This is a genomic window from Lapillicoccus sp. (assembly GCF_036559105.1).
In the GTDB taxonomy this organism is placed as follows: domain Bacteria; phylum Actinomycetota; class Actinomycetes; order Actinomycetales; family Dermatophilaceae; genus Lapillicoccus.
This window is the reverse complement of sequence record NZ_DATBTV010000015.1, coordinates 53199-80114: the sequence shown is the minus strand read 5'-3', so window position 1 is coordinate 80114 and position 26916 is coordinate 53199. Positions and strand designations below refer to the sequence as shown.

Here is a 26916-nt window from a genome sequence, read left to right as displayed (position 1 = left end):
TCGGCTCGCGACATTCCGACAGCCGAGCCGCTTGACTCATAGCCGAGCCGGGCGGGAGGGGGTCAGGCGAGGTCCACGACGATGACGTGGAGGTTTCTGGGGCCGTGGACGCCCTCGACGCGGTCGAGCTCGATGTCGCTGGTGGCGCTGGGACCGCTGATCCACGTGAGCGGACGCACCGGGTCGAGGCGACGGACCGCGTCCGGTACGTCGACGACGACCTGGTCGGCGCTGACGACGCAGACGTGCCGGTCCGGGACCAGGCTGAGGGCGCGCCGGCCCTGGCCCGCGCCGTGGTCGAGGACGATCGTGCCGGTCACGGCGATCCCGAGAGCGGCGGTGGTGACGACGGCGTCGGTCTCGTCGAGGTCGTAGGCGGTGAGGGGCGGGTCGTCGCCGACGCGGTCGATGCCGTCCGGCAGCCACGCGTCGGGGAAGCCGGCCGGGACGACCACTCGTGCGGCGTCCGCCAGCCCTTCGCGGACGCGGTCCGCCACCTCGTCGGGGCGGCACCGCACCACGACCGCGCGGTAGTCCTCGACCCGCTCGACGAAGAGCCCGACGACGTCCTCCACCTCCACCGGAACGGTTTCGAGAGGGGCCGACGTCTCGGTATGCGCCCCGGTCGGCTTCTGCCGCAATGCCGAGCGGACCCGAGCCAGGACGTCGTCACGGGCGGTCACGTCGGTCCCGCCTCGTTGCGGCCACCGTCGGTCTTGGCCCACCACGACCGGAACGACTCGCGCGGCGGAGCCGGCAGGTCGCGGGCGCCGGTCCACGCCGAGGCGCCAGGCCCCGGTATGCGGCCGATCGCCGTCCGCCCGCCGGGCAGGGTCCGGCGGCTGACCATCGTGACGAACCGGTTCGCGACCGAGCCGGCCTTCACCGCATACCCGAGACGATGGCCGTCGGCGAAGAGGAGGGCAGCGCCCTTCATCGCCAGGTCCTGGCCCGTCGGCCGGTCGTCGCGGTGGGCGTCGACGACCTTGGCGCGCAGGTGGACGAGGACCGTCGGGATGTCGATCTGGACGGGGCACACCTCGTAACAGCGGCCGCAGAGGCTCGACGCGTACGGGAGCGAGTCCACCTGGGCGTCATGCCCCACTCCGCGCAGCAGAGGGGTGAGGATCGCGCCGATCGGCCCGGGGTAGACCGATCCGTAGGCGTGGCCGCCCGTCCGCTCGTAGACCGGGCAGGCGTTGAGGCAGGCCGAGCACCGGATGCAGCGCAGCGCCTGGCGGCCGACCTCGTCGGCAAGGACGTTGGTGCGGCCGTTGTCGAGGAGGACGACGTGCACCTCCTGCGGGCCGTCGCCGGGGTGAACGCCGGTCCACATCGAGGTGTACGGGTTCATCCGCTCCCCCGTGCTCGAGCGCGGGAGCAGCTGGAGGAACACGTCGAGGTCCTCGAACGTCGGCACGAGCTTCTCGATGCCGACCAGGCTGACCAGGACCTCGGGCAGGGTGAGGCACATCCGGCCGTTGCCCTCGGACTCCAGCACGACGAGGGTGCCGGTCTCGGCGACGGCGAAGTTGGCGCCGGAGACCGCGACCCGGGCCCGCAGGAACTTCTCGCGGAGGTGCTGCCGGGCCGCTGCCGCGAGCGCCGCCGGCTCGTCGGTCAGGTCGTCCGGCGCCGGCCGCCCGGCCGCCGCCATCCGGGTGCGGAAGATCTCGCGGATCTCGGCCCGGTTCCTGTGGATCGCCGGCACGAGGATGTGCGACGGCAGGTCGTCGCCGAGCTGGACGATCAGCTCGGCCAGATCGGTCTCCCAAGCGGAGATCCCTTGAGCGGCAAGGGCTTCGTTGAGCTCGACCTCCTGGGTGGCCATCGACTTGACCTTGACGACCTCGGTCGCGTCGTGGTCCCTCGCGATCTGCGCGATGATCGCGCACGCCTCGTCGGCGTCCCGGGCCCAGTGCACCAAGGCGCCCCGCGCGGTAAGTGACTCCTCCAGCCGCACCAGGTGCACGTCGAGGCGGGCCAGCGTCTCGTCCTTGATCCGAGCGGCCTTGCTACGCAGCGCCTCCCAGTCGTCGACCTCGCCCACGACGTGCGCCCGCTTGTCGCGGATGGTGCTGGTCGCATGGGCGAGGTTCGCGCGGAGCTGGGTGTCGGCGAGCGCGGTGTGCGCCGCCTGGGGGAACGGCGGCATCCCGACGAACGTCGCGCCCATCAGGAGGCCTCCGTCGAGGCGAGGACCTCGGCGAGGTGCATGACCCGCATACCGGCATGCTCCCTCGACAGGAGGCCGCCCAGGTGCATGAGACATGAGTTGTCGCCGGCGACAAGCACTTCCGCGCCGGTGTCGCGAGCGTGGCGCACCTTGTCCGACCCCATCGACACCGAGGTCTCGGCGTTCTTCACCGCGAACGTCCCGCCGAACCCGCAGCACTCCTCGGCCGCCGGAAGCTCGACGAGCCGGATCCCGCGCACGTGGCTCAGCAGCCGAGCCGGTCGGTCGCCGACGCCCAGCATGCGCAGCGAGTGGCAGGTCGGGTGGTAGGTCACGCGGTGCGGGAAGTAGGCGCCTACGTCCTCCACGCCCAGCACGTCGACGAGGAACTCGGTGAGCTCGTACGCGCGTGGCCCGGTCTCGGTGACCGCTCGCTCCAGTGCCGGGTCCCCCGCCCGCCGGGCGACGAGCCCGTGCTGGTGCCGCACCGCGCCGGCGCAGGATCCCGAGGGAACGACGATCGCGTCGTACCCCTCGAACGCCGAAACCCACTGCCGCACAACGGGAACGGCCTCGTCGAGATACCCCGTGTTGATCATCGGCTGGCCACAGCAGGTCTGGGCGGTCGGAAAGTCGACGTCCACCCCGAGCCGGCGCAGCAGCCGGACCACGGCCTTGCCGGTGTCGGGGAAGAGGGCGTCGTTGATGCAGGTGAGCATCAGCGCGACCTTCATGGCCCGACCCTAGTCGGGGCCCCCGCGAAGTACCGGAGCAGAGCAGAGGACTTCATGGGGTGACTCAGGGGACCATCCAGGACAGCACCGGAGTGGACTGGAGGTAGACGAGGATGCACATGAACGCCAGGAAGCCCAGGGACCAGCCCAGGACCTTCCGGAAGATGTGGCCCTCCTTGCCGGACATGCCGACGGCGGCCGCCGCGATGGCCAGGTTCTGCGGCGACACCATCTTGCCGAGCACCCCGCCGGACGAGTTCGCCGCCGCCATGAGCAGCTCCGACAAGCCGGTCTGCCGGGCGGCCGACACCTGCAGCGCACCGAACAGACTGTTGGCCGAGGTGTCTGAGCCGGTCACCGCGACCCCGAGCCAGCCGAGGATCGGCGAGAGGATGGCGAACAGCGCACCGGATGTCGCGAGCCAGCGACCCAGCGTCGCCGTCTGGCCGGAGGCGTTCATGACGTAGGCGAGAGCCAGCACGGCCATCACCGTGAGGATCGCGGCCGACAGCTGCCGGTAGGTCTGTCCGTAGACCCGAAGGGCCTTGCCCCAACGGATCCCGATGACGGGAATGGTGATCAGCCCGGCGATGACCAGGAGCGTCCCCGCGGCGCCGAACCAGTTGAACCGGAACGTCGGGAGGGTCGACGGCTTCCCGTCCGCGGACTGCAGGTCGAGCCCGGGCCAGGAGAACGAGGGGTTGGCCCACTTGGTCGCGAGGAGATCCTTGAGGCCGGGCAGCTGGGCGAGCACGAAGACCACGACGATGATGAGGTACGGCGCGTAGGCCTTGAGCACGTCCGACCTCGTGTCGTGAGCCTGCGCGTCCCGCTCGGCGAGATCCTCCCGAGTGGCGACCCCCTCGCCGACCGGGTGGTCCGAGCCGCTCTCGCCCCGGCGAGCGCGGACAGCGGTCGCTGCCCCACTGGTCGCGGTGGCCTGGGCCGCGATGGTGCCACCGCTTGCGGTCACGTTCTCGTCGGTGTCGACCTCGACATACTGTCCCGACGGCTGCCAGACGCGCAGCAGGAGGACGACCGCGAGCGCCCCGACGAGGGAGGCGACGATGTCGGTGAGCTGCGTGGAGATGTAGTTCGAGGTGACGAACTGCGCGATGGCGAAAGCGAAACCGCAGGTGAGCGTCGCGGGCAGCGTCTCCCGGACCCCCTTCCCGCGGTCGATGATGAACACGAGCGCCACCGGGACGAACATGCCGAGGATCGGGGTCTGGCGCCCGACCATCTGCGAGAGCGCGTGCTCGGGGAGGCCACTCACGGTGGCCAGGGTCGTGATCGGAGTGGCCAGGGCTCCGAAGGCCACCGGAGCGGTGTTCGCCACCAGCGCGACCACCGCGGCCTTGATCGGCCTGAACCCCAACGCCATCAACATCACTGTGGTGATCGCGACGGGTGTGCCGAACCCCGCCAACGCCTCGAGGAGCGCACCGAAGCAGAAGGCGATGATGACCGCCTGGATCCTCGCGTCGTCGCTGACCGTGGCGAACGAGCGGCGGAGCACGTCAAAGTGGCCGGTCACGACGGTCATGTTGTAGATCCAGATCGCGTTGATGACGATCCAGAGGATCGGGAAGAACCCGAAGGCGGCACCCTCGGTGCCGGCGATCAGGGCCTGACCGATCGGCATCGAGTAGGCGGCCACCGCCACGACGATCGCGACGGCGAGCGCGATCAGCGACGCCAGCCAGGCTCTCATGCGCAGCACCCCGAGCAGCACGAACAGCGTGACGAGGGGCAGCATCGCGACGAGGGCGGTGAGGAACAGCGAACCGGCGACAGCGTCGAGCACAGGCCTGAACATGAGCAGCACCTCGTTGTGTTGTGGGGGGGCCTCCGCTAGCGGACGCCGAGGTCTGCTGGGGACAGACCCCGGATCGAGGCGTCGAGCACCTCGACGGTGTGGGCGAGCGCCATCCGACCACCGGCGCGCTCGATCGACGAGGCCACCTGCATGAGGCAGCCGGGGTTGGCGGTGACGAGCATCTCGGCGCCGGTCGCCATGACGTTGCCGGCCTTGCGGTCGCCCAGCTCGCGCGCGGGCTCGGGGTTGAGGATGTTGTAGATGCCGGCCGAGCCGCAGCACAGCTCGCCCTCGGCGATCTCCTTCAGCTCCAGCCCGGGTATGCCGCGGAGCAGCTGCCGCGGCTGCTGCCGGATCTGCTGGGCGTGCGCCAGGTGGCAGGCGTCGTGGTACGCGATGGTGACGTCGAGCGGTTGACGATCGGCGACGGGCCCGACCTCGACGAGGAACTCGGCCACGTCGCGGACCTTTGCGCTCATGGCCTCGGCGCGCTCCACCCACTCCGGCTCGTCGGAGAACAGGTGGACGTAGTCCTTCATCGCCGACCCGCAGCCGGCGGAGTTGACGACGAGGGCGTCGATGCCGGCCGTCTCGAACTCCTCGATCAGCGCGCGGGCGAACCGCTTCGCCTCCTCCTCCCGGCCGTTGTGGGACGAGAGGGCGCCGCAGCATCCCTGCGACCGCGGGGCGATGACGTCGAAGCCCTCGGCGGCCAGGACGCGGGCCGTGGCCGCGTTGACGCCGGGGAAGAACTCCCGCTGCACGCAGCCGAGGAGCATCCCGACGACCCCTCGTCGGGTGCCGCGCGCCGACGTGCGCTCAAGGACCGGTTCGGGCCGGCCCAGGTTCGGGGCGAGGCCCTCCATCGCGGACAGGGTCGGCGACAGGCGGTCGAGCAGCCCGGACCGACGAAGGACCGACGGGAGCCCGGTCCTCTGGTAGAGGCGCAGCGGGCCGTGGGCCGCCTTGAGCCGCCTAGGGTAGGGAAAGAGCGCGAAGATGCCCTCCCGGAGGGCCTTGTCGGCGCGGGACCGCTCGTGACGTCGCTCGACCTGGGCGCGGGTGTCCTCGATGAGCCGGTCGTACTGCACCCCGGAGGGGCAGGCGGTTACACAGGCCATACAACCGAGGCAGGCGTCGAAGTGCCCGACCATCGAGTCGGTCAAGGGCTCGCCACCCAGACCTTCGTTCATGAGGTAGATCCGACCGCGCGGGGAGTCCATCTCCTCGCCCCACAGCACGTAGGTCGGGCAGGAGGGGAGGCAGAAGCCGCAGTGAACGCAGTCGGCGACGAGCTCGGCCGACGGGGGTTTGTGGTCGTCGAACGCCCCGGGCCCGCGGGGTGCGACGTCCTGATCGGTCGGGCCCGCGTCGCCGCTGGCGCCGGCCGGGGTGGTGACGGCTTCCGTCCCGGGCATCAGATCCCTCCCACGAAGCGACCGGGCGACAGCACCCGGTTCGGGTCGAACTGCTCCTTGACCCGGCGCATGAGGTCGAGCCCTCGAACCGGCCCCCAGACGTCAAGCTCCCGGTGGGTGTCGACCGGCGCGTCGAGGACGACGACGGCCCCGCCGAACCGGTTCGCATCGGCCCGCAGCCGTTCGACGAACCTCGGCGCCCCGGCGGCCGGGACACAGACGTAGACCGTTCCGACGACGACACTGCCCCGGGTATGTGCTGCGACCCCTTCGCTCGCCGCGGCCCGGTCGACGGCGTCGAGCAGCACACCCAGAGAAGCCGTCTCGTGGGTGACCTTGAGCAGGACGTCGCCACCGGCCGGTTCCGCACCCCACCAGTCCGGCGGTGTCACGGACGCCTCGGCGCCTGGTCCGAGTAGACCGACGGCCGGGGCGACGCGGTCCTCCACGCCGTTGACCGCGCCGTCCATCCGCACGCTCAGGCGACCCGAGCCGCCGAGCCAGTCCAGCTCGCAGCCCGACGGGACGAGCTGCGAGTGGGCCACCCGCAGCACGACGTCCTGCGCCTGGGACGCGGAGGCGACCGGCACGGTGACCCACTGGCTGGACTCCGTCACGGGATGCAGCCGCACGGCGACCTGGGTGAGGACGCCCAGGGTGCCGAAGGAGCCGGTCAGCAGCTTGCCCAGGTCGTAGCCGGCGACGTTCTTGACGACCTTGCCTCCGGACTTCGCCAGCACACCATCGGCCCGTACCACGGTGACGCCGATGACCAGGTCGCGCACCGGACCCGCGAACAACCGCGCCGGGCCGGTGGCGGCGGTGGCGACCAGGCCGCCCACGGTGCCGCGTCGCGGTGGGTCCACGGCCAGGCGCTGCCCGGCCGCAGCCAGGTCCTGCGCCAGGTCGTCGAGCCGGCGGCCGGCCTGGACGACGGCCACGAGGTCACCCGCGGTGTGCTCGACCAGCTGGTCCAGCCCGGTGAGGTCGAGCACCACGTCGCAGCGTTCCGGAGGGGCGCCCCACCCGATCTTGGTCCCCGTCCCGCGGGGGACGACCGCGAGACCGGTTTCGTCGGCGACAGCCAGCACGGCGCATACCTGCTCGGTACTCGTCGGAGAGACGATGAAGCGCGGGACGACCCCGGTGACTGCATCCTGCTCCCCGGCCTCGCGGAGCGCGCCGGCCACCGCCTCACTGAGCCTCGGCGCAACGTCGGACGCGATGACCGTCATCAGAACTGCTCCGCCAGGCCGGCCTCGACGAGTGGGTGCGCTCCCCGCTTGCGTCCCGGCACTTCTCCGCACAGGCGTGGCGTCGGGAAGATCTTGCCGGGGTTCGATATTCCCGAGGGGTCGAAGGCGCACCGCACCAGCTGCATCGTGTCGAGGTCGTCCGCCTCGAACATCTTCGGCATGTACCTGGCCTTGTCGGACCCGACCCCGTGCTCACCGGTGATGGAGCCACCGTGCTCGATACAGAGGTCGATGATGGCGCCTGACACCTCCTCGGCCCGCTCGGCCTGGCCGTCGACGGCGGCGTCGAAGAGCACCAGCGGATGGAGGTTGCCGTCACCTGCGTGGAAGACGTTGGCCACCCGGATGCCACTGTCCTGCGCGAGCTCGCCGATACGCCGCAGGACGTCGGGCAGCACGGTCCGCGGGATCACACCGTCCTGGACGATGTAGTCCGGGCTGATCCGGCCCACCGCCGCAAAGGCGGACTTGCGGCCCCTCCAGAACAGGGCCCGCTGTGTGTCGTCCTCGGCGATCCGCAGCTCGAACGCTCCCGCCTCCTCGCAGTGTGCTGTCACCTGTTCGAACTGACGGTCGACGGTGGCCTGCGCCCCGTCGAGCTCCACGATGAGCACCGCACCAGCGCCCTCGGGATAGCCGCACTGGACGGCCGCCTCGGCGGCCTCGATGGCCAGGGCGTCCATCATCTCGATGGCCGCGGGAATGACACCGGCGCCGATGATGGCCGAGACGGCCTGGCCCGCGGTGTCGGTGTCCTCGAACGCGGCGAGGACGGTCTGCACCGTCTCGGGGGTGCGGGTGAGGCGGACGGTGATCGTCGTGGCGATGCCGAGGGTGCCCTCCGAGCCGACGATGGCCCCGAGCAGGTCGTAGCCGGGGAAGTCCACCGCCTTGCCGCCGATCTCGACCAGCTCCCCGAGCGGCGTGACGAACTCGACGCCGGTGACGTGCCCGGCGGTGAAGCCGTACTTGAGGCAGTGCGCTCCTCCCGAGTTCTCGGCGAGGTTGCCCCCGATCGAGCAGACCTGCTGGCTCGAGGGGTCCGGAGCGAAGTAGTAGCCGCTCGGCTGGGCGGCCCTGGTCAGCTGGAGGTTGATGACGCCGGGTTCCACGACGGCGCGCTGGTTGTCGCGGTCGATCTCGAGGATGTCGCGCATCTTGGACATGACGATGAGGACGCCCTCTGCGTGGGGCAGCGCCCCTCCGGACAGCCCGGTTCCCGATCCCCGCGCGACGAACGGTATGCGCCTCGACGCGCAGGCCCGCACGACCGCGGCGACCTGCTCACCGGTCTCCGGAAGGACCACGAGGGCCGGGATGACGCGGTAGTGGGCCAGGCCGTCGCACTCGTAGGTGCGGAGCCGCTGCCGGTCGGTGATGACGGCGTCCCTCGGCAGCGCTGGAGCGAGCTCGGCGGCCAGACCAGCGACGTCCATGCCGCCCATCATGGCCCGACCGGCACCACTCGGCGCGCCAGGCGGCACCCCCATTTTCGGTCCCTACCGGTCATCGCTCGGCACCACGAGACTGCGGACCTGTCGCCGCTAGCTCGACACCGCGGAGGCCAGGTTGGCCAGCGAGTCCTCCAGCTGGTCCTGCGTCACCAGGGGGAACGGGACCTTCTCGAGGGTCGCCTTGTCGGTGACCTTGTCCCAGTCGTAGGTCAGGGTGACGTCGGTCGCGTCCGAGCCGTCGGCTTTGAGCTCCCACATCCACTCCCAGCCGGGTGGCTCGGTACCCGCGGGGGCCGTCCGCCACGCCAGCAACGAGTTCTTGTCGTACCCGGTCACGTGGTTCTCGGTCTGGTAGTCGCCACCCATGTGGTCCCCGGTCATGTTCATCCGGAAGACCTGACCGACACCGGTGATGCGGTCGGTCCGGTCGTCCGAGACGACGAACCCCGACCCGTCGATCTCCCGGTGCCGCGACGGCAGCGTGAGGACGTCGAAGATCTCCGGGGCCGGAGCGTCGATGGTCCGAGAGACGATGATCCTGTTGTCGTTGGCCATCGTTCGATCCTCGCCCGGTTCCCGGACATCGGCAACCGGAGGTGAGCCCGGCGGCCGACGGGGCCCAGGGTCCGCTCAGGGCAGAACCGGACCTTCGGCGGTATCGGGAACCGCGTAGATTGACGGTTCGTCTGCACAGCGGGGGTATGCCGCGACGCGCCGCACGCGCCGGAGTACCCGCATACCCCGTGTCCAGCCCAGCGAAGGGGAGACCAGCACATGTCGGACCAGCCTTCCTCAGGCGCTGCCGCCGCAGCTCCGCCGCCGGCCGCGGAGGCCGTGCAGCCCCTGACGCCACCGGCCAGCACGTCGTCGGTCCTGACTCTCGAGCCTCCGGCGGCGGTCGGCGTCGTCAACGAGACCGCCGCGCCGAAGATGGCGCCGCAGGTCCCCGCCGCAGCCGTTCCCGGACTGGACGCCAAGGTCGAGAGCTACATGACCGCGCTGCTCACGGCGCAGGCCAAGTCACCCACGTTCGACGCCAAGGCGACCGATGTGCGGACGATGGGCGACGACGACATCCGCCGCGCCGCCGAGTCGAGCAACCGGCTGCTCCGGACGCCGGTCAAGGCGCTCAAGGAGGGCGGCCTCAGCGAGACCGGCAAGGTCGGCAAGACCTTGCTCGACCTGCGCCGGACCGTCGAGGACCTCGACCCCTCCCAGGCGCGCGGGGGTAAGAAGGTCCTCGGGATGATCCCGTTCGGTGACCGGATCAACGACTACTTCCGCAAGTACCAGTCGGCGCAGAGCCACCTGGACGGCATCCTGCACTCGCTGCGCGACGGTCAGGACGAGCTCCAGAAGGACAACATCGCGCTCAACATGGAGAAGCAGAACCTCTGGGACTCCATGGGTCGGCTGAACCAGTACGTCTACATCGCCGAGCGGCTCGACGCGAGGCTGACCGCGGAGATCGCCACGCTGGAGGCCACCGACCCCGAGAAGGCGACCGCCCTCAAGCAGGACGTCCTCTTCTACGTTCGCCAGAAGCACCAGGACCTGCTCACCCAGCTAGCGGTGTCGATCCAGAACTACCTCGCCATCGACATCACCATCAAGAACAACATCGAGCTGATCAAGGGCGTCGACCGCGCGTCGACCACGACGATCTCCGCGCTGCGGACCGCCGTGATCGTCGCGCAGGCGCTGGGCAACCAGAAGATGGTCCTCGACCAGATCACCGCGCTCAACACGACGACCAGCAACCTCATCCAGTCGACGTCGGAGATGCTCCGCGACAACTCGGTGAGGATCCAGGAGCAGGCGGCGTCGGCGACGATCGGCCTGCCCCAGCTGCAGGCGGCGTTCGCGAACATCTACCAGACGATGGACGCGATCGACACCTACAAGGTCCAGGCCCTCGACTCCATGGCGGCGACCATCGGCACGCTCGAGACCGAGGTGGCCAAGTCACAGGCCTACCTCGACCGGGCCAACCGCCAGAACCCGCAGGTCATGGCGGGGTCGCTCGACATCGGTCGCTGACCGCCCGAAACGCGCAGCACCGCAGGCGACCAGTCAGCGACAATGGGGAGATGGGTATCGGCTCGTGGTTCGGCTTCGGCGACAAGAGCGCCCGAGCGTCCGAACCACAGCCCGAACCCGCTCACACGGTGCCGACGAGCCAGGACCTGCTGGACGCCGTCGACCGCGTCGAGCAGCAGGCCAAGGACGGCAAGGCCCCCGGCATGGTCCAGTCGCGGCTGGGCCGGGTGGCCAGGACGGTCCGCGACACGGTCCCCCGGCTCGACACCCTCGGGTCCGGCAGCCCGCAGGCCTACAACGTCATGGCGACCGCCACCAACTACCTCCCTGACGCGATCGGCGGGTACCTTCGCCTGCCGCGCCAGTGGGCCGACAGCCGTCCCGTCGACCGCGGCAAGACCCCGCTGATGATCCTCATCGACCAGCTCGACCTGCTCGGAGCGACGATGGACAAGGTGTTCGACGCGGTATGCCGGGCCGACGCCGAGGCGCTCGTCGTCCACGGCCGGTTCCTCGAGGAGAAGTTCGGCGCGGCCGCGGGTGGCGGCGACCTCATCATCGGGTCCACGCCAGTGCCCCCGATGCCGGCGACCGACCCCAGCGGCCCGTCGCCGCTCACTCCCCCACCCGGACGGACCGCCTGATGCCCGACCAGCCGGCCCCACTCCGGGTCGCCCTCGACGAGCTCGCAGCCGTCGCCCGCCGCCTCGGCGTGGATGCCCACGACGCCCGCCGCGAGGGGGTTGCGTTGGCCGCGACGGTGGCCTCGGCCGCCCAGCCCATGTACCGCGCCGCCCAGGACTGGGCCCGCGCCACCGGCATGGCCGACCCGGACAACCTCAAGGCGGCCAACGAGGCGTTCGTCGAGTCCGCGTCGTCGGGTCGCAAGTGGCGCGGCAGCCCCACCACCCTGGTCGCGCACCTCCGCGCCACCGGGACGGGGGCGGCCGAGTACGCGGACGCGCTCGCCGACGTGGTCGAGGCCGCCGCGACGCTCGGTGGGGGCAACGCCGCGGTGGCCGAGAACGTCGTCCAGACCGCGCAGGCACAGCGGCTGGGAGCGACCCAGGTCCTCACGTCGCCCGGTCTGGGTGTCACGCCGGGCGCATTGTCGTACGACCCGTCGCTGAGCCCGCTGCAGGACCCGCGGATCCAGGAGTCGCTGCGCCTCATCGGTGCCCTGGGCAACCCGCTGGCCCCGACGCCCACGATCCCCAGCCCCCAGCCGCTCGGGCCGGGCACCGCCGGAAACCCCGTGGGCAGTCCGCAAGCGGGCGACCCGCATACCGGAGCCGTCGCCACCGCCGACCCGCCCGCGGCCGTACCGGCCGAACCCGAAGAGCCGGCGGAGCCGGAGAAGTCGGTCGAGGAGCTGCTCGCCGAGCTGGACGCCATGATCGGGCTGGACCGCGTCAAGCGCGAGGTCCACCAGCAGGTGGCCATGCTCAAGGTCGAGCAGAAGCGGGTCGCCGCGGGGATGAAGAACCCCGACGTCACGCGTCACCTCGTCTTCGTCGGCAACCCGGGTACCGGCAAGACGACCGTCGCGCGGATGGTCTCGGGCATCTACCACGCTCTCGGGCTCTTGGAGAAGGGCCACCTCGTCGAGGTCGACCGGTCGGAGCTCGTGGCCGGGTACCTCGGCCAGACGGCGATGAAGACCGCCGAGGTGTGCGACAAGGCCACCGGCGGCGTCCTGTTCATCGACGAGGCCTACGCGCTGGGCGGCGACGACTACGGCAAGGAGTCGATCAACACGCTGGTCAAGGAGATGGAGGACGGGCGCGACAAGCTCGTCGTCATCGTCGCGGGCTACACCCACCCGATGGTCGTCTTCATGGCCCAGAACCCGGGTCTGTCGAGCCGGTTCAAGACCGTCATCGAGTTCGACGACTACACCGACGACGAGCTGGTCCTCATCCTGCGGAAGCTCGCCTCGGCGGCCGACTACGACATCAGCCGCGAGGCGGAGATGACCTTCCGCGGGATCCTCGCGGGCACGGCTCGGACCCAGGCCTTCGGCAACGGGCGGTTCGCCCGCAACCTCCTCGAGGAGGCGATCGGGCGGCACGCCTGGCGGCTTCAGGACGTCGAGGACCCCACCCACGCACAGCTGCGCGAGCTCAAGCCCGAGGACTTCCGGCAGCTGGCCGACCCTGAGCCGGTCGGTGGCACCCCTGATCCTGACGGGCCTCGGGAACCGGAGGGCAGGTCACAGACGTCGGAAGGTAACCCGGAGTCCACGCCGGGCAGCGCCGACGAGTCCGACAACCCCGACGAGCGCGACCGACCGGCTGGAGGAGCGACATGAGCAGGGCCACCGCGGCTCCGTCCGCAGCAGCCGGCGCGCTGGTCGTCGAGCTGACGCCCGTCCCGTCCCGGGCGGCGTCCAACCGGGCGGTCCCGCGCTCGCGCACTGCCATCAACAGCGCCTTCGAGGGCACCCCAGGGCGGATGCGCGTGCTCGCCTTCGTCGCGGCGGTCGTCGCCGCCGCGTTCGGCCTCGTCGGTGCCATGTCGCTCTGGTCCTCCGCGGGCGCGTTGGAACGGGCCGACCACAACACCGCGCAGGTGGTGCGGATCCAGGGCATCTACGCCGATCTCGTCCGCGCCGACGCCGACGCGACGAGCTCGTTCCTCGTCGGCGGCATCGAGGACCCGGTCCAACGCGCCGACTACGACGCCAGCCTCGACCGCGTTGCCACCGGTATCGCCGACGCGGCGGACGCCCAGCCGGCCGACAGCGAGGCGCTGGGCGCCCTCAATGCCAAGGTCCAAGACTACGCGGCGACCATCGAGGAGGCCCGGGCCTACAACCGTCAGGGCCTTCCGGTCGGTGCTCAGTACCTGAGTGGCGCGAGCGCCACGCTGCGCAGCGACATCCTGCCCATCGTCAGGGCGCTCGTGGACGCCAACAAGGCCCGGGCCGATGCCGAGTTCGACGCCAGCAGCCGGCTCCTGACGCTGATCCTCGCGGGCCTTGGCGCGCTGGCCGTGCTCGTGCTCGTCATGGTCTGGCTGGCCCGACGCACCCATCGCTACCTCAACCCGTCGATGTTCGTCGGGTCCCTGGTGGTGGTGCTGGCGCTGGGTATCGCGATCGTCACGCTTGCGGGCGTCGGTAGCCAGGTCCAGGCGGTCCGGAACTCCTCGTTCGCCTACACGGTCAAGCTGGCCGACGCTCGGACGGCGGCGTACGACGCCAAGTCGAACGAGAGCCTGACCCTCATCGCCCGCGGGTCCGGGACGGCCTACGAGAAGGAATGGCAGAGGCAGTCGGACAGCCTCCTGTCCTCCTTGGCGGCCCTCGACAGCACCACCCAGAGCAGACTGAAGAGCGAGTGGGACGCCTACAAGACCCAGCACGAAGCCATCCGGAAGGCCGACAACGGCGGCGGCTGGGAGGATGCCGTGGCGCTGGCGCTGAAGACCGGTCCCGGCACGGCCAACGCCGCGTTCTCCACCTTCACCGCCGATGCGGACCAGAGCCTGAAGGCCTTCGGTGACGACACCTCGAGATCGCTGTTGGGGCCGGTGACGTGGGTGACCATCCTCGGCTGGCTGCTGCTCGCGCTCTGCGCCGGAGCCGCGGTCCTCATGCTCCGGGGCATGGGCCAGCGGATCGAGGAGTACCGATGACGGCCCGCGTGCGCCCGGCGGCCGCCGTGGCAGCGGTGCTGATCGCTGCCCTGCTGGGTGCCTGCACCAGCGGGGTGTACGCGGAAACCCAGATCCCGACGCCAACTCCCACAGCCACCGCAGCACCGAGCCCGTCGCCCTCCGGAACCGCGACGACCACCCCGGCCGCGTGCGACAACGCCACGCAGTCCTACAACCCGCTGCCGTCCCTCACCGGGGACGCGGCGAACAACGCGGTCGCGGCCATCAAGGCCCGCGGCTACCTCATCGCGGGCGTGTCGGCCGACTCCCTCCGGCTGGGGGCGCGCGACCCCCTGTCCGGGCAGATCGAGGGCTTCGACATCGACATGGTGCACGCCGTCGCACAAGCGATATTCGGTGACCCCAACAAGGTTCAGTTCGTCGTCATCACCACCGCCCAGCGGACCGACGTGCTGCAGAGCAAGCAGGTCGACATCGTGGCCCGCGCCCTGACGATGAACTGCGACCGCTGGACGAAGATCGCCTTCTCCTCGGAGTACTACCAGTCGGGCCTGAAGATCCTCGTCAAAAAGGGCGACAAGACCACAAGCCTGACCGGGTTGGCGGGCAAGAAGGTCTGCGCCCCCACCGGCAGCACCTCACTGACGACGGTCCAGAGCACGCCCGGCGTGATCCCGGTCTTGGCCGCGACGCATACCGGCTGTCTCGTCCTCTTCCAGGAAGGCGAGGTCGACGCCATCGCCGGCGACGACACGGTCCTGGCCGGTCTCGCGGCCCAGGACCCCTATGCCGACGTCCCACCGATGCAGCCGCTCACCTCGGAGCCCTACGGCATCGGGGTCAACAAGGACCAGGTCGACTTCGTGCGTTACATCAACCGGGTCGTCGACACCGTCAAGAGCGACGGGCGCTGGAAGGCCAGCTACGACAAGTGGCTCGCGGTGCTCGGCCCGGCCCCCGCCCCGCCGCAGTCCCTGTACGGACGCGGGTGACGCCGGTGTCGCTCGAGCTGTCCCCGCCCACCCCACCGGCGACCGGAGGCGCCCCCGAGGCGCCCGGCCGGCTGGGGTCGTCGGTCACGCCGCAGGAGGCCTTCGTCTTCCTGCGCGACCTCGGCATGTGGCGGGACAAGCGCAAGGACGAGCTCGACGCGCTCGACTCGGCGGCGCTGGCGTCCAGCGAACGCGACGCGTTCAGCCGCGACATGCTCGTCTCGATGGCGCTGTGGAAGGCGATCTCCGACCGCTACGACCTGCTCGAGGTGACGTTCGACAACGGCCGGGTCGGCGCGAAGGAGGCCGAGCGCATCTCGGCTCTGATCTGGGGCCGGCTCGACGTCGCCCCGGGGTCCGCGGCGGGCTCTCTCGCACCCTCGGTGTCCGGTTCGCTGGCGCTGACGCTGCCCGAGGCCTGCCGTCTGTCCGACGCGATGACGTCGACGCTGCGGGCGCGCCTCTCGCTCGAGCCGTCCGGCGCCGAGGTCGGTACCCGGCTGAAGTCGGTGCGCGAGACCGTCGAGCGGATCCGGGACCAGGTCATGTACGTCCCGGCCGGCGTCGAGCGCGAGAACGCCCGAGGCTCGTTGCAGCGCCTCGACTCCCGCCTCGCCGACATCGTCGACAAGGCCAAGCGGGGAGCCGACGTCGGAGGCCTGCTCGCGCCGCTGGAGTACGACGCGTCCACCGCCGAGCGCGACCTCATCGTCGGCGCCGGCAAGCGCCTGGAGGCGGCCCGTGACGCCGAGCGCGCCACCGTCGAGCGCGGTGAGCTGGCCGCCCGCGGCGCCGCGATCCGGCTCCTTGAGGCCCAGTGCGTCAACGTCGTCGACCCGGCCCCACGTCTCGCCATCCCCGACGTCACCGCGCTCGGGGAGGTGCCGACCGACCCCAGCGGCGTCGACGCCTACCTCCGCCGGCTCGACGCGGTGTCGCGCGCGCTGACCGCCGCGCAGAACGCCTACGCCAACGCCCTCGCCGAGCGCGAGGAGCTGGTCGGCCTCTCCGGGGCCTACCAGGCGCAGGCGCGGGCCATGGGGGTCAGCTCCCCTGACCTCGCCGACCTGGCCGGGCGCCTCGACGACGTGGTCGCCGCGAAACCCACCGACATGCGCCGCGCGCGGGGCCTGCTCGCCGCGTACCAGGCCTATCTGCGCACTCTCACCACTCACGGGGGGACGCGATGACCACCATGACCACCACGCCGGCCTGCACCCAGCCCGGCTGTACCGGACACGTCGTCGACGGCTACTGCGACGTCTGCGGTATGCCGGGCAGCGTCGCCGCTGGGGGCCACGGCGCAGCCGGGGAGTCCGGCTCGGCGGCGACGGGCGCCTGCCAGCAGCCCGGGTGCTCGGGGACCATCGTCGACGGCTACTGCGACATCTGCGGGACGCCCGGTGAAGGCGGCATCCAGAGCGGCGTCTCCGTCCCGGCGTCAGCCCGCGGCGAAACCGCAGAGGACGACGGCAGCGGCCTGCCGCCCGCCGTCCAGCAGGTCATCTCGTCGAGCGTCCCCGACGGCACACCCTGCGCACAGCCCGGCTGCAAGGGGAGGATCCTCGACGGCTACTGCGACACCTGCGGCGCCTCCGGCGACTCCGAGCCGCTGGAAGCCGCGGGTCCGGCCGGCGTCTCGAGCTCGCCCTCGACGATGTCGCGAGCCAGCAACCGGCTCGCCTCGACCGCGCTCGGCTCCGCTCGGGCCGGCGTCGGCGGCAGCACCAAGACGCGCCGGGTGCGCTCGGAGTCGCAGCGGCTGCGGACCGCGCGGCTCGGGGCCGGGCTGACGACGATCCCGCCGGCTCCGGCCATCGACGCCAGCAAGGCGATCATGAAGGACCCGGTCGTCCCGGAGGACAAGCGGTTCTGCTCGAACTGCGGCAACCCGGTCGGTCGCGGCAAGGACGGTCACTCAGGTCGCACGACCGGGTTCTGCGCCAAGTGCCGGCAGGCCTTCTCCTTCGACCCCAAGCTCAAGCCCGGCGACCTCGTCGCGGGTCAGTACGAGGTGGCCGGCTGCCTCGCCCACGGCGGCCTCGGCTGGATCTATCTCGCCCGCGACAAGAACGTGTCGAACCGCTGGGTGGTCCTCAAGGGCCTGCTCAACTCCGGCGACCCGGACGCGCTGGCCGCGGCGATCGCCGAGCAACGGTTCCTCGCCCAGGTCTCGCACCCGCACATCGTCGAGATCTACAACTTCGTCACCCACGACGACGCCGGCTACATCGTCATGGAGTACGTCGGCGGCACCTCGCTGAAATCCATTCTGAAACAACGGATGCGCAGGTCCGGCCGCTACGACCCGATCCCCGCGGACCAGGCCCTCGCCTACATCATCGAGATCCTGCCGGCGTTCCAGTACCTCCACGACCTCGGGCTCGTCTACTGCGACTTCAAGCCGGACAACCTCATCCAGGTCGGCGACATGATCAAGCTCATCGACCTCGGTGGAGTGCGCCGGATCGACGACGAGGACTCCGCCATCTTCGGGACGGTGGGGTACCAGGCGCCCGAGGTCGCCGCACAGGGAACGACGGTCGCGTCGGACATCTACACGATCGGCCGGACCCTCGTCGTCCTGATGATGGAGTTCCGCGGCTACCAGTCGACCTACGTCGACTCGCTCCCGCCGGTCGAGTCGACGCCCCTGTTCCAGAAGTACGACTCGCTCTACCGGTTGCTGCTCAAGGCCTGCGCGACGTCGCCCGACGATCGGTTCGCCTCGGCCGACGAGCTGCGGGTGCAGATGCTCGGTGTGCTCCGCGAGATCGTCGCCCAGAACGAGCGACTGGGCCGCGCCACCAGCTCGTCGACCTCGCTGCTGTTCGAGGAGCCGGCCATCGAGACCGACCGGCTCGACTGGCATACCCTCCCCGGCCTGCGCATCGACCCCTCCGACCCCCAGGCCAGCTGGCTCCACGGGCTCACCACCCAAGGCACCCCGCCGGAGCGACTCGCGTTGCTGCACAAGGCTCCTGGGATGTCACCGGAGGTCCACCTGGCCATCTGCCGTGCGGCGCTGGCCGCCGGCCAGCCGGACCTCGTCGACTCCTCGGCCAACGCCATGCTGCGCGTCGACCCGTGGGAGTGGCGCGCCGTGTGGATGCAGGGCCTCTCGGCGCTCCAGCAGGGTGACCCGCGGGTGGCTCAGAGCGCCTTCAACGCGGTCTACGGCCAGGTCCCCGGTGAGCTGGCGCCGAAGCTCGCGCTGGCCAGCGCGTGCGAGGCCAGCGATGAGCTCACCATCGCCGAGAACCTCTACACGGCGTGCGCACGGACCGACGCGAACTACACCCCGGCGGCCGCCTTCGGGATGGCGCGGATCCGCACCAAGCGTCAGGACGTCGACGGTGCGGTCCAGGCCCTCGACCTCGTCCCCTCGACGTCCCGCGCCTACTCGCTGGCGCGTCAGGCCCGGGCGAACCTGCTCGCGGGCTCCGGCGCCGGCATACCCTCCCTGTCGCAGGCGTGGTCCAGCGTCGACCAGGTCCTCATGGACCCGCGCGAGCGAGCCGGCCTGGACGTGCGCATCTTCTCGATCGGCCTCGACGAGGTCGGTCGTCGCGGCGAGCAGCCCGCCCTGACCATCGGGTCACATCCGGCCACCGCACGGGGTATGCGTGAGGCTCTCGAGGGTGCCTTGCGCCGGCTCGCGCGGCTCACCCCTGACCGTGAGGAACGCGTGCAGCTCGTGGACCAGGCCAACGACGTCCGCCCCTGGACCCTCAGGTGACCGCAGGGCCGACCACGACGGCGACCTGTCCCCGCTGCGGCGCCGATCGGATCTCGGGCGCGACGTTCTGTGAGGCGTGCGCGTTCGAGTTCACCGACGTGGCGCCCGGCGGCGACCCCGCGGCCGCGACGGCCGGACCTCCGGACGGCGGTGTCCCACCCGCTCAGTCGTTCCCCGATGCAGTCGCCGGCGAGGCGGCTGCGACTCCGGTGACCGCGCCACGCGGCGAGGAGTCCCCGCTCGACGTCGGCTGGACCGGGCCCGTGACGAGCAACGCCTCGCGACGCCGCGAGCCGGACGGCCCGGACAGCCCGGCCACCGAGGGCGCCCCCTGCAAGCAGTGTTCCGACGGCCACTACCTCGAGGGCTACTGCGACACCTGCGGCACGAAGCAGCCCGACCCACGCGACCACTACGCCGAGGTACCGGCGCCCTGGGTAGCCGGCGTCTGCGACATCGGCAAGCGGCACCGCCGCAACGAGGACGCGCTGGCCCTGGCCGCGGGCTCGGCGACGGGGTCGTTCGCCGTGCTCGTGGTCTGTGACGGCGTCTCCAACTCGACGGACTCCCACATCGCCAGCCTGGCCGCGGTCCGCGCCGCCCGGGACGTGCTGCGCACCCCGCTGCCGCACGGCGTCGGCACGAAGGCGGCCCTCGTGGCTGCGGCCGAGCGGCGCCTCGCCGACGCGGTGGCGGCGGCCGACGACGCCGTCGAGACGGTCACGACCGCGGCCGGTGAGGCCGCCGTCGCGAACCCGCCCTCGTGCACGTTCGTCGCGGCCCTGGTCTCCGACGGGACGGCGGTCGTGGGCAACGTGGGTGACAGCCGTGCGTACTGGCTGCCCGACGCGGCCACGAGCCCGGCCCTTCAGCTGAGCGAGGACGACTCGTTCGCCGCTGCGCAGATGAGCGCCGGGATGCCCCGCAAGGAGGCCGAGACCAGCGCCGGCGCGCACGCGATCACCCGCTGGCTCGGCGTCGACTCACCCGACGACCTCACGCCGCACACCCAGGCGGTCGAGCTGTCCGAGGACGGCTGGCTGCTGGTGTGCAGCGACGGCCTCTGGAACTACCGCTCCGACGCCACCGACCTGCAGCGGCTGGTCCACGAGACGGTCGAGCGGCTCGGCGCCGACGGGCGCAACCCGCCGGCGCTCGCGCAGGCGTTGACCGACTTCGCCAACCAGGCGGGCGGGATCGACAACATCACCGTCGCGTTGGCGCGCGTCGGGGATGTGCATACGGTTGGGGCTCCCGCTCCGGCCCCCGAGACGAAGGACACCCCCTGATGGCTCAGTTCACCGCCGAGGTCTTCCAGAACGAGTTCCTGCCCGACGGCGGGACCGACGTGCACGCGATCGTTCGCGTGACGTGCCGAGGAGCGGGCCAGGCGGGGCAGACGAGCGTGGCCGACGCGGCGGAGATCATCATCATCGACACCTCGGGGTCGATGGGAGAGAGCGGGATCGCCCAGGGCCGCAACGCGGCGACGGCCGCTCTCAACGAGATCACCGACGGCACCTGGTTCGCCGTGATCGCGGGCAACCACGTGGGAACGTTGGTCTTCCCCTACCCGGGCGGCCCGCAGCAGATGGTCCGGATGGACCCGTCGACGCGGCAGGCGGCGATCGCGTCGATGCAGGCGTTCCGGGCCGACGGCGGCACGGCGATGGGGACGTGGCTGAGCAAGGCGCGCGACGTGTTCTCGACGGTGCCGCAGGCCAGCCAGCGCCACGCGATCCTGCTCACCGACGGCGCCAACGAGCACGAGACGCCCGACCAGCTCACCCGGGCGATCAACGAGGCGACCGGGATCTTCCAGTGCGACTGCCGCGGTCTCGGCGACCGGTGGCAGGTCGACGAGGTGCGCCGGATCGCGTCGGCGCTGCTCGGCACCGTCGACCTCATTCCCGCGCCGCAGGCGATGGCGGCCGAGTTCCAGAGCCTGGTGCGCAAGTCGATGGCGCGCGGCGTCGCCAACGTCGAGCTGCGCGTGTGGACCCCCCAGGGCGCGCAGACCCTGTTCGTCAAGCAGGTCGCGCCGAACCTCGAGGACCTCACGTCCCGTCGCACCCAGGTGAACGCGCTGACCGCGGGGTACCCGACGGGTGCGTGGGCGGACGAGAGCCGGGACTACCACGTGGCGGTACGCCTGTCGGCCAAGTCGGTCGGCCAGGAGCAGCTCGCCGCGCGGGTCCAGGTCGCGCTCGGCGAGGAGGTCCAGACGCAGGCGCTGGTCAAGGCGACGTGGACCAACGACGAGGCCCTGACCACGCGGATCGACGACCAGGTGGCGCGCTACACGGGAAAGGCCGAGCTGGCGCAGATGATCCAGGACGGCCTCGCCGCGAAGGCGGCCGGCCGGGACGACGACGCCACGTCGAAGCTGGGCCGGGCCGTCCAGCTCGCGAACGAGGCGGGCGACCAGGAGATGACGTCGCGGCTGCGCAAGGTCGTCGATATCGACAACGCCGAGACCGGTACGGTGCGGTTGAAGAAGGGTGTCGAGCGGCTGGACGAGATGGCCCTCGACACCGCCTCCACCAAGACGACCAGGGTTCGGAAGTGACTGCATGAGCGCTGTCTGCCCCAATGGACACACGTCCGGCGCGGAGGACTTCTGCGACACTTGCGGCGCCAAGATCGACCTCGAGAACCAGCCGGAGGCTGCGGCGGAGCCCGAGGCCGCTGTCGGGCCCGGGTCGGCAGCGGCGGGTGAGTCTGGTGCTGCGGCGGTGGCGGCGCCCGAGCAGCAGGTATGCCCCAACTGCGCTGCGCCCAACACCCCGGACGCGCTGTTCTGCGAGGCGTGCGGGTACGACTTCACGACCGGCGCCCTGCCGCGGGGCGCGTCCCCCAAGCCGGGTGAGGCGTCGTCCGACGGTGCGGCCGCTGCGGGGGGCACCCCGGGTTCGATCGCCCCGGCCATCCCGCTCGAGTGGGTCGCGGAGGTCTGGGTCGACCCGCAGTGGTACGCGGTCCAGGAGGCCGAGGAGCCGATGCCGTCACCCGGCCTGCCCGCCGTGGTGGGGCTGACGGCGCGCAGCCTGCTCATCGGCCGGGTCTCGCCGAGCCGCAACATCCACCCCGACATCGACTGCACGTCCGACACGGGGGTGAGCCGCCGGCACGCCCAGCTGACGACCGACGGCCAGCGCTGGTTCGTCGAGGACCTCGGCTCGTCGAACGGGACGTTCGTCGGGGCCGCCTCGGGACCGTTGCCGGAGGACCCGATCGCGGTGGGACCACGGACCGAGCTCGACGACGACGACCGGATCTACGTCGGCGCATGGACCCGGATCGTGGTCCGGGCCGCCACCGACGACGAGAAGATCGCCCCGACCGCCTGAACGCCCAGTAACCCCAGGGTCTGCGCAGACCTTGGTGTCGATGCGCACACCGTGCACCGTGCGCGCTGGGGCCACACGGTGTGCGCAGACCTTGTGGTCGGGCTAGGGACGAGATCCGCCGGCTGCAGCGCGATGGTTCGGTCGCCACGCTGAGGGTAAGCGGAGCTCCGACCCTCATCCTGCGCGCAGGTTCGGCACGCCACGCGCAGGTTGCACCCTGCGCGCGACGTCAGCAACCTGCGCGCCGATCAACGCGACGGCGACACATGGTCCGTGCGCGGCACAGCGACGACCGGATGCGTGGAACGCCGCCCACGCCGCTGTGGGCGGTCACTCCACGCATCCGGCCGAGTCGAGCGGGGTAGTCCGCCTTCCGCGGTCACCCGAGCCGGGTGACCACCGCTCCCCCCGCCTCGGGGACGTCGCGGAACAACCCTTCGAGCAGGTCGTCCGCCTCGGCCGCGAGCAGTCGTGCGGGCTCCTCGTGGAGGAGTCGAACCATGCGCTCCGGCGCCGCCTCGTAGGCCGACGACGAGAGCACCAGCAACCGGTCACCCGGGGCCATCACGCATACCCCCGGGGTCCCCGGCGTCTCGGGAACCATGAGCACTCGGGCGCGCGACACCAGCAGCGCCGGGGGTGCCCACGCGGCCCGGACCTGGATCGCGCCGTCCGCGTGCCCCCACACCTGGCAGGACGACGACGGTCCCGCCACCGGCAGGTCGAAGGCCACCGGCGAACCGGCGGTCGACATCGCCCCGTCGGCCACGACGACGCATACCCGCTTCGCGCCGGGCACGACACGGGCCGCGCGGGCCGCCCCCTCGTGCAGGGCGATGTCGAAGCCGGCTCCGAGGACGTGGCGGGGTGCGGGGTAGGGGGAGATACGGACAGGAATCGTCGCCGTCATGACTCTCGACTCTCGATCTCGAAGACGGAGGCCAGCCCGGTACGCGTGAGCACCTCGAGGGTGCGCTCCGTGGGGTCCGCGAGGACCACCCGGACGCGACGGGACTGGCAGCTGCGCTTGACCCACAACAGGGTCGCCACGCAGGTGGAGGACAACCGGGCGACTCCCGAGACGTCGATGACGAGGGTGTTCGTCCCGCCGCCGAGCAGGGTGGGTAGATGCCAGCGCAGGTCGTTCAGACCCTGCGCCATGCGGTCGTCGCTCAACGCGACGCACACCCGCTGGTCAGCCCGGCTGAGGAGGCTGAGACCGGTCATCGGTAGGCGCCTCCTCTCGTTCCTGAACCCCCGGGTCGTGGTGGATCCGGGCAGTCCACCAACACTGCCCCGTGGACGGTGATGAACTGGTCATGGTTTGTTTGCAGTCTCGTGAAGACCTGTCGGCCACGTCGCACACGCCTCGCGGAACGCACAGAACACCCTTAGATCCCGCTGGCAGAATTGGCCCTGTGTCACTCAAGCTCTTGGTCCTCGAGGACGACGACGGCATCCGTACCGCCCTGAGCCTCGCCATGGAGGACGAGGGCTACGAGGTGACCGAGGCGCCCAGCGCCGAGGTCGCGCTGCAGCTCGTCCAGGGCAACCCACCGGACCTCATGCTGGTGGACCTCATGCTCGGGGGGATGGACGGCTTCTCGTTCATCCGCGAGGTCCGGCCGACCAGCCAGGCGCCGATCATCGTGCTCAGCGCGAAGACCGACACCCACGACATCGTCGCGGCGCTCGAGGCGGGTGCCGACGACTACGTGACCAAGCCGTTCCAGGTCAAGGAGATCGGCGCCCGGCTGCGCGCCCTGCGCCGTCGGGCCGGCGTCACCGTCAACCCTGGGGGTGCGTCGCCGGCCGAGCAGACGACCCTCGTCCTCGACTCCGACGGCGGCCCACTCGTGCTCGACGTCAACGCCGGCGTGGTCCGTCGCGGCGCCGACGAGGTGCACCTCACGCTCACCGAGTTCCGGCTCCTCTGCGAGCTGGCGTCGCCGGCCGGCCGGGTGCTGAGCCGGCGCGCCCTGCTCGAACGCGTCTGGGACCGCGGCTACTTCGGGGACGAACGCATCGTCGACGTCCACGTCCGCCGCCTGCGGACCAAGATCGAGTCGAACCCCAACGCCCCCCAGCTCGTCGTCACGGTCCGCGGCCAGGGGTACCGGCTGGACATCAGATGAGCGGTCCCTGGTCGAGGTGGGGCCTGCGCGGGACGGTCACCGCCTCGTTCGCGCTGGGCGCCCTCATCGTCTGCGCACTGCTGTCCGTCGGGACCTACCTCACCGCGCGCCACTACCTCATGGACCAGCGCCAAGCCACCGCGCTGCGGCAGTCGTATGCCGACGCCTCCTTCGTCGTCGACGGCCTCCTCGCGCGTGACGCCCGCATCCCCGAGGTGCTCAGCAACGTCAACGCTCCCGCCGACTCCGAGCTCCTCGTCCACAAGGACGACCGTTGGTACTCCTCCGCGCTCGCCCGGGGTCCACAGACCATCCCCACCGATGTCCGCGACGGCGTGGTCGGCGGCGCGGTGACGTTCGCGTGGACCACCGCCGACGACCAGCCCGCCCTCGTCGTCGGAATTCCCCTCCCGGCCGCCGACGCGGAGTTCTACGAGATCGTCTCGAGTGCCGAGCTGCGCGCCACGCTGACCACGCTCGCCGTGGTGCTCGCCGCCTTCGCGATCCTGGCCGCCATGGCGGGTGCCGCCCTCGGCCGGGTGGCCTCGCGGCGGCTGATGGCCCCTCTCGACGACGTCGCGACCGCCGCGGCGCGCATCGGCGCCGGCGGCCTGCAGACCCGGCTGCCCCCGACCGAGGACCCCGACCTCGCCACCATCGTCGGCTCGTTCAACAGCATGGTAGAAGCTCTCGACGAGCGGATCCAGCGCGACGCTCGGTTCGCGGCCGACCTGGGCCACGAGCTGCGCTCCCCGCTCACCGCTCTCGTCGCCAGCGTCCAGGTCATCGAGGGCCGCCGGGACGAGATGCCGCCACGCACCCAGCGCGCGCTCGACCTCGTCTCGATCGAGCTGGACCGGTTCCAGCAGACCCTCGAGGACCTCCTCGAGCTCGGCCGTCTCGACGCCGGTGTCCGCACCCAGGTCCTCACCCAGGTCGACGCCGCCGAGCTGGTCCGCGTCTCCCTCGAGCAGAGCCACCGCGACCCGTCGATGCTCCACGTCACCGGTACGGACCGAGGGCCGGCGGGACACTTCACCGTCCGCGTCGACAAGCAGCAGCTCGGCCGGGCCCTGGTCAACCTCTACGACAACGCCGACCGGCACGCCGGCGGGGTCCGGGCGGTCACCGTCCGGCGGATCCGAGACCGAGTTCGCATCGACGTCGACGACCGCGGGGACGGCGTGCCCGAGGGCGACCGGGACCGGATCTTCGAGCGGTTCGTCCGCGCCGGGTCTCGCGGTTCGCTGCCGGGAAGCGGGCTCGGCCTCAGCATCGTCGCCGAGACCGCGAGCAGCCTGGGCGGCCGGGTCTGGTGCGAGGACGCACCGGGCGGTGGCGCCCGGTTCAGCATGGAGGTGCCCATCGCACCGCGCCAGGCTCCTAGCCCGACACCGGTTGCCGACCACGTGGGGGCGTGGTGACATGAGAGTCGTCCGTAGGCGAGTGCGCCCGGCTGCGCCGGTGGCGCGTCCCCGACCTCGGCGGTTCTCGGTCACGGCGCTGCTCACGGTGCTGGTCGCTGCCGCCGCCCTGCTGGGGGCCTGTGGGCTGCCCCGCGGCAGCACACCGGTGCAGATCCCGCCGGACGATGTCCCCTACGGCCTCCTCGCGACCCCCACGACAGGGCCCACGCCGACGGCGCCGCCCGGCGTGCTGATGGTACCCGGGACGATCTACCTCGCCGACGCCCAGCAGAAGCTCGTCCCGGTGGGTGTCCAGGTGCCGGCGGCGTCGGCCGCCCCGCTGCTGCAGGGCCTGCTGAACCGGCTCGCGGTGGGCCCGAGTGACCGGGAACGAGCCCGGGGCCTCATCACCGACCTCGGCCCGGCGTCGACCATCGTCGTGCGCAGCATCTCCTCCGGCACCGCCAGCATCGATCTCCAGTCCATCAGCCAGGACCCGAGTGCCAGCAAGCTGCCGGTGGCCGTGGGGCAGATCGTCCTGACCGCCACGAGCGTCGTCGGTGTGGACCGCGTCGTGTTCGTCCGCGGAGGCACCGTCCTCCCCGTTCCGGGCCCCGACGGCAGCACGACCGCGGATGCCCTCGTCGCGTCCGACTACGTCGGCATGGTGGCCCCCGGCCAGCCACCCGTCGACCGCACCGTGCCGCTGCCCCCGCTGCCGACACCCGCGACCACGACGACGACCACGGAGCCCTGACGCGGGTTCTCCCGCCCCA

General features: G+C 71.3%; 23 protein-coding genes. 13 read left to right on the top strand and 10 right to left on the bottom strand.

What is annotated here, in order from left to right; genetic code table 11:
• Nucleotides 1-62: 62 nt before the first annotated feature.
• The 8 genes from VIG79_RS02035 to VIG79_RS02000 all read right to left on the bottom strand — a co-directional run bounded on the left by VIG79_RS02035 (nt 63) and on the right by VIG79_RS02000 (nt 9412).
• Complete coding sequence (locus tag VIG79_RS02035; RefSeq protein WP_331881471.1) at nt 63-683, bottom strand: lactate utilization protein C; 621 nt, start codon at nt 681-683, stop codon at nt 63-65.
• Nucleotides 680-2176, bottom strand: coding sequence for a LutB/LldF family L-lactate oxidation iron-sulfur protein (locus VIG79_RS02030; RefSeq protein WP_331881469.1), 1497 nt, complete (start codon nt 2174-2176; stop codon nt 680-682). Before VIG79_RS02030 ends, VIG79_RS02035 begins: the two co-directional genes overlap by 4 nt.
• Nucleotides 2176-2910 (bottom strand): (Fe-S)-binding protein, encoded by a 735-nt coding sequence (locus VIG79_RS02025; protein WP_331881466.1) that lies wholly within the window; start codon nt 2908-2910, stop codon nt 2176-2178. The genes VIG79_RS02030 and VIG79_RS02025 overlap by 1 nt, the downstream gene beginning before the upstream one ends.
• Nucleotides 2911-2974: 64 nt before the next feature.
• Entirely contained in the window at nt 2975-4729 is a 1755-nt protein-coding gene (locus tag VIG79_RS02020) for an L-lactate permease (protein ID WP_331881463.1), read from the bottom strand.
• A 35-nt stretch (nt 4730-4764) separates the two neighbouring features.
• Nucleotides 4765-6147, bottom strand: coding sequence for a (Fe-S)-binding protein (locus VIG79_RS02015; protein ID WP_331881460.1), 1383 nt, complete (start codon nt 6145-6147; stop codon nt 4765-4767).
• Nucleotides 6147-7382 carry an FAD-binding oxidoreductase gene (locus VIG79_RS02010; protein WP_331881458.1) on the bottom strand — a complete coding sequence of 412 codons (1236 nt, stop codon included), beginning with the start codon at nt 7380-7382 and terminating at the stop codon, nt 6147-6149. The genes VIG79_RS02015 and VIG79_RS02010 overlap by 1 nt, the downstream gene beginning before the upstream one ends.
• Nucleotides 7382-8839, bottom strand: a complete 1458-nt coding sequence (locus VIG79_RS02005; RefSeq protein ID WP_331881455.1) for an FAD-linked oxidase C-terminal domain-containing protein — start codon at nt 8837-8839, stop codon at nt 7382-7384. Before VIG79_RS02005 ends, VIG79_RS02010 begins: the two co-directional genes overlap by 1 nt.
• A 108-nt stretch (nt 8840-8947) precedes the next feature.
• On the bottom strand, nt 8948-9412 hold the full coding sequence (locus VIG79_RS02000; RefSeq protein ID WP_331881453.1) for an SRPBCC family protein: 465 nt from the start codon (nt 9410-9412) through the stop codon (nt 8948-8950).
• Between the two features lie 219 nt (nt 9413-9631).
• Between VIG79_RS02000 and VIG79_RS01995 the strand changes: the two genes are divergently transcribed.
• The 10 genes from VIG79_RS01995 to VIG79_RS01950 are packed head-to-tail and all read left to right on the top strand — an operon-like array spanning nt 9632 to nt 22599.
• A complete protein-coding gene (locus VIG79_RS01995; protein WP_331881451.1) occupies nt 9632-10897 on the top strand; it encodes a toxic anion resistance protein in 1266 nt (421 codons plus the stop codon).
• A 50-nt stretch (nt 10898-10947) separates the two neighbouring features.
• Nucleotides 10948-11541, top strand: a complete 594-nt coding sequence (locus tag VIG79_RS01990) for a hypothetical protein (RefSeq protein ID WP_331881449.1) — start codon at nt 10948-10950, stop codon at nt 11539-11541.
• Nucleotides 11541-13208: an AAA family ATPase gene (locus VIG79_RS01985; RefSeq protein WP_331881447.1), complete on the top strand. Its 1668-nt coding sequence runs from the start codon at nt 11541-11543 to the stop codon at nt 13206-13208. Before VIG79_RS01990 ends, VIG79_RS01985 begins: the two co-directional genes overlap by 1 nt.
• Nucleotides 13205-14536, top strand: coding sequence for a hypothetical protein (locus VIG79_RS01980; RefSeq protein ID WP_331881445.1), 1332 nt, complete (start codon nt 13205-13207; stop codon nt 14534-14536). Before VIG79_RS01985 ends, VIG79_RS01980 begins: the two co-directional genes overlap by 4 nt.
• Nucleotides 14533-15510, top strand: a complete 978-nt coding sequence (locus VIG79_RS01975; protein WP_331881443.1) for a glutamate ABC transporter substrate-binding protein — start codon at nt 14533-14535, stop codon at nt 15508-15510. The genes VIG79_RS01980 and VIG79_RS01975 overlap by 4 nt, the downstream gene beginning before the upstream one ends.
• On the top strand, nt 15507-16700 hold the full coding sequence (locus VIG79_RS01970) for a hypothetical protein (RefSeq protein WP_331881441.1): 1194 nt from the start codon (nt 15507-15509) through the stop codon (nt 16698-16700). Before VIG79_RS01975 ends, VIG79_RS01970 begins: the two co-directional genes overlap by 4 nt.
• The gene (locus VIG79_RS01965) at nt 16697-19249 is read left to right on the top strand and encodes a serine/threonine-protein kinase (protein WP_331881438.1); all 2553 of its coding nucleotides are present in this window, start codon (nt 16697-16699) and stop codon (nt 19247-19249) included. The genes VIG79_RS01970 and VIG79_RS01965 overlap by 4 nt, the downstream gene beginning before the upstream one ends.
• A complete protein-coding gene (locus VIG79_RS01960; RefSeq protein ID WP_331881435.1) occupies nt 19246-20538 on the top strand; it encodes a PP2C family protein-serine/threonine phosphatase in 1293 nt (430 codons plus the stop codon). Before VIG79_RS01965 ends, VIG79_RS01960 begins: the two co-directional genes overlap by 4 nt.
• Nucleotides 20538-21818: a VWA domain-containing protein gene (locus VIG79_RS01955; protein WP_331881432.1), complete on the top strand. Its 1281-nt coding sequence runs from the start codon at nt 20538-20540 to the stop codon at nt 21816-21818. Before VIG79_RS01960 ends, VIG79_RS01955 begins: the two co-directional genes overlap by 1 nt.
• 4 nt (nt 21819-21822) lie before the next feature.
• Nucleotides 21823-22599: an FHA domain-containing protein gene (locus VIG79_RS01950; RefSeq protein ID WP_331881430.1), complete on the top strand. Its 777-nt coding sequence runs from the start codon at nt 21823-21825 to the stop codon at nt 22597-22599.
• Nucleotides 22600-22978: 379 nt separating this feature from the next.
• On the opposite strand, the gene VIG79_RS01945 is transcribed toward VIG79_RS01950, so the two are convergent.
• The gene (locus VIG79_RS01945) at nt 22979-23509 is read right to left on the bottom strand and encodes a hypothetical protein (RefSeq protein WP_331881428.1); all 531 of its coding nucleotides are present in this window, start codon (nt 23507-23509) and stop codon (nt 22979-22981) included.
• Complete coding sequence (locus tag VIG79_RS01940) at nt 23506-23826, bottom strand: STAS domain-containing protein (RefSeq protein WP_331881425.1); 321 nt, start codon at nt 23824-23826, stop codon at nt 23506-23508. The genes VIG79_RS01945 and VIG79_RS01940 overlap by 4 nt, the downstream gene beginning before the upstream one ends.
• Before the next feature lie 191 nt (nt 23827-24017).
• Between VIG79_RS01940 and VIG79_RS01935 the strand changes: the two genes are divergently transcribed.
• From VIG79_RS01935 to VIG79_RS01925, 3 genes are read left to right on the top strand one after another with little or no spacing between them, the layout of a single operon-like run.
• Nucleotides 24018-24734, top strand: a complete 717-nt coding sequence (locus VIG79_RS01935; RefSeq protein WP_331881422.1) for a response regulator transcription factor — start codon at nt 24018-24020, stop codon at nt 24732-24734.
• The gene (locus tag VIG79_RS01930) at nt 24731-26158 is read left to right on the top strand and encodes a HAMP domain-containing sensor histidine kinase (RefSeq protein ID WP_331881420.1); all 1428 of its coding nucleotides are present in this window, start codon (nt 24731-24733) and stop codon (nt 26156-26158) included. Before VIG79_RS01935 ends, VIG79_RS01930 begins: the two co-directional genes overlap by 4 nt.
• Before the next feature lie 40 nt (nt 26159-26198).
• Nucleotides 26199-26897 (top strand): GerMN domain-containing protein, encoded by a 699-nt coding sequence (locus tag VIG79_RS01925; RefSeq protein WP_331881418.1) that lies wholly within the window; start codon nt 26199-26201, stop codon nt 26895-26897.
• Nucleotides 26898-26916 lie beyond the last annotated feature (19 nt).

What these genes read in the sequence shown, in the direction of transcription:
- VIG79_RS02015 (WP_331881460.1), bottom strand. Translation starts at nt 6,147, where the DNA reads ATGCCCGGGACGGAAGCCGTCACCACCCCGGCCGGCGCCAGCGGCGAC.
- VIG79_RS01940 (WP_331881425.1), bottom strand. Translation starts at nt 23,826, where the DNA reads ATGACCGGTCTCAGCCTCCTCAGCCGGGCTGACCAGCGGGTGTGCGTC.
- VIG79_RS01945 (WP_331881428.1), bottom strand. Translation starts at nt 23,509, where the DNA reads ATGACGGCGACGATTCCTGTCCGTATCTCCCCCTACCCCGCACCCCGC.
- VIG79_RS01965 (WP_331881438.1), top strand. Translation starts at nt 16,697, where the DNA reads ATGACCACCATGACCACCACGCCGGCCTGCACCCAGCCCGGCTGTACC.
- VIG79_RS02020 (WP_331881463.1), bottom strand. Translation starts at nt 4,729, where the DNA reads ATGTTCAGGCCTGTGCTCGACGCTGTCGCCGGTTCGCTGTTCCTCACC.
- VIG79_RS01995 (WP_331881451.1), top strand. Translation starts at nt 9,632, where the DNA reads ATGTCGGACCAGCCTTCCTCAGGCGCTGCCGCCGCAGCTCCGCCGCCG.
- VIG79_RS01985 (WP_331881447.1), top strand. Translation starts at nt 11,541, where the DNA reads ATGCCCGACCAGCCGGCCCCACTCCGGGTCGCCCTCGACGAGCTCGCA.
- VIG79_RS01930 (WP_331881420.1), top strand. Translation starts at nt 24,731, where the DNA reads ATGAGCGGTCCCTGGTCGAGGTGGGGCCTGCGCGGGACGGTCACCGCC.
- VIG79_RS01975 (WP_331881443.1), top strand. Translation starts at nt 14,533, where the DNA reads ATGACGGCCCGCGTGCGCCCGGCGGCCGCCGTGGCAGCGGTGCTGATC.
- VIG79_RS01990 (WP_331881449.1), top strand. Translation starts at nt 10,948, where the DNA reads ATGGGTATCGGCTCGTGGTTCGGCTTCGGCGACAAGAGCGCCCGAGCG.
- VIG79_RS02010 (WP_331881458.1), bottom strand. Translation starts at nt 7,382, where the DNA reads ATGACGGTCATCGCGTCCGACGTTGCGCCGAGGCTCAGTGAGGCGGTG.
- VIG79_RS01950 (WP_331881430.1), top strand. Translation starts at nt 21,823, where the DNA reads ATGAGCGCTGTCTGCCCCAATGGACACACGTCCGGCGCGGAGGACTTC.
- VIG79_RS01980 (WP_331881445.1), top strand. Translation starts at nt 13,205, where the DNA reads ATGAGCAGGGCCACCGCGGCTCCGTCCGCAGCAGCCGGCGCGCTGGTC.
- VIG79_RS02025 (WP_331881466.1), bottom strand. Translation starts at nt 2,910, where the DNA reads ATGAAGGTCGCGCTGATGCTCACCTGCATCAACGACGCCCTCTTCCCC.
- VIG79_RS01955 (WP_331881432.1), top strand. Translation starts at nt 20,538, where the DNA reads ATGGCTCAGTTCACCGCCGAGGTCTTCCAGAACGAGTTCCTGCCCGAC.
- VIG79_RS02005 (WP_331881455.1), bottom strand. Translation starts at nt 8,839, where the DNA reads ATGGACGTCGCTGGTCTGGCCGCCGAGCTCGCTCCAGCGCTGCCGAGG.
- VIG79_RS02030 (WP_331881469.1), bottom strand. Translation starts at nt 2,176, where the DNA reads ATGGGCGCGACGTTCGTCGGGATGCCGCCGTTCCCCCAGGCGGCGCAC.
- VIG79_RS02000 (WP_331881453.1), bottom strand. Translation starts at nt 9,412, where the DNA reads ATGGCCAACGACAACAGGATCATCGTCTCTCGGACCATCGACGCTCCG.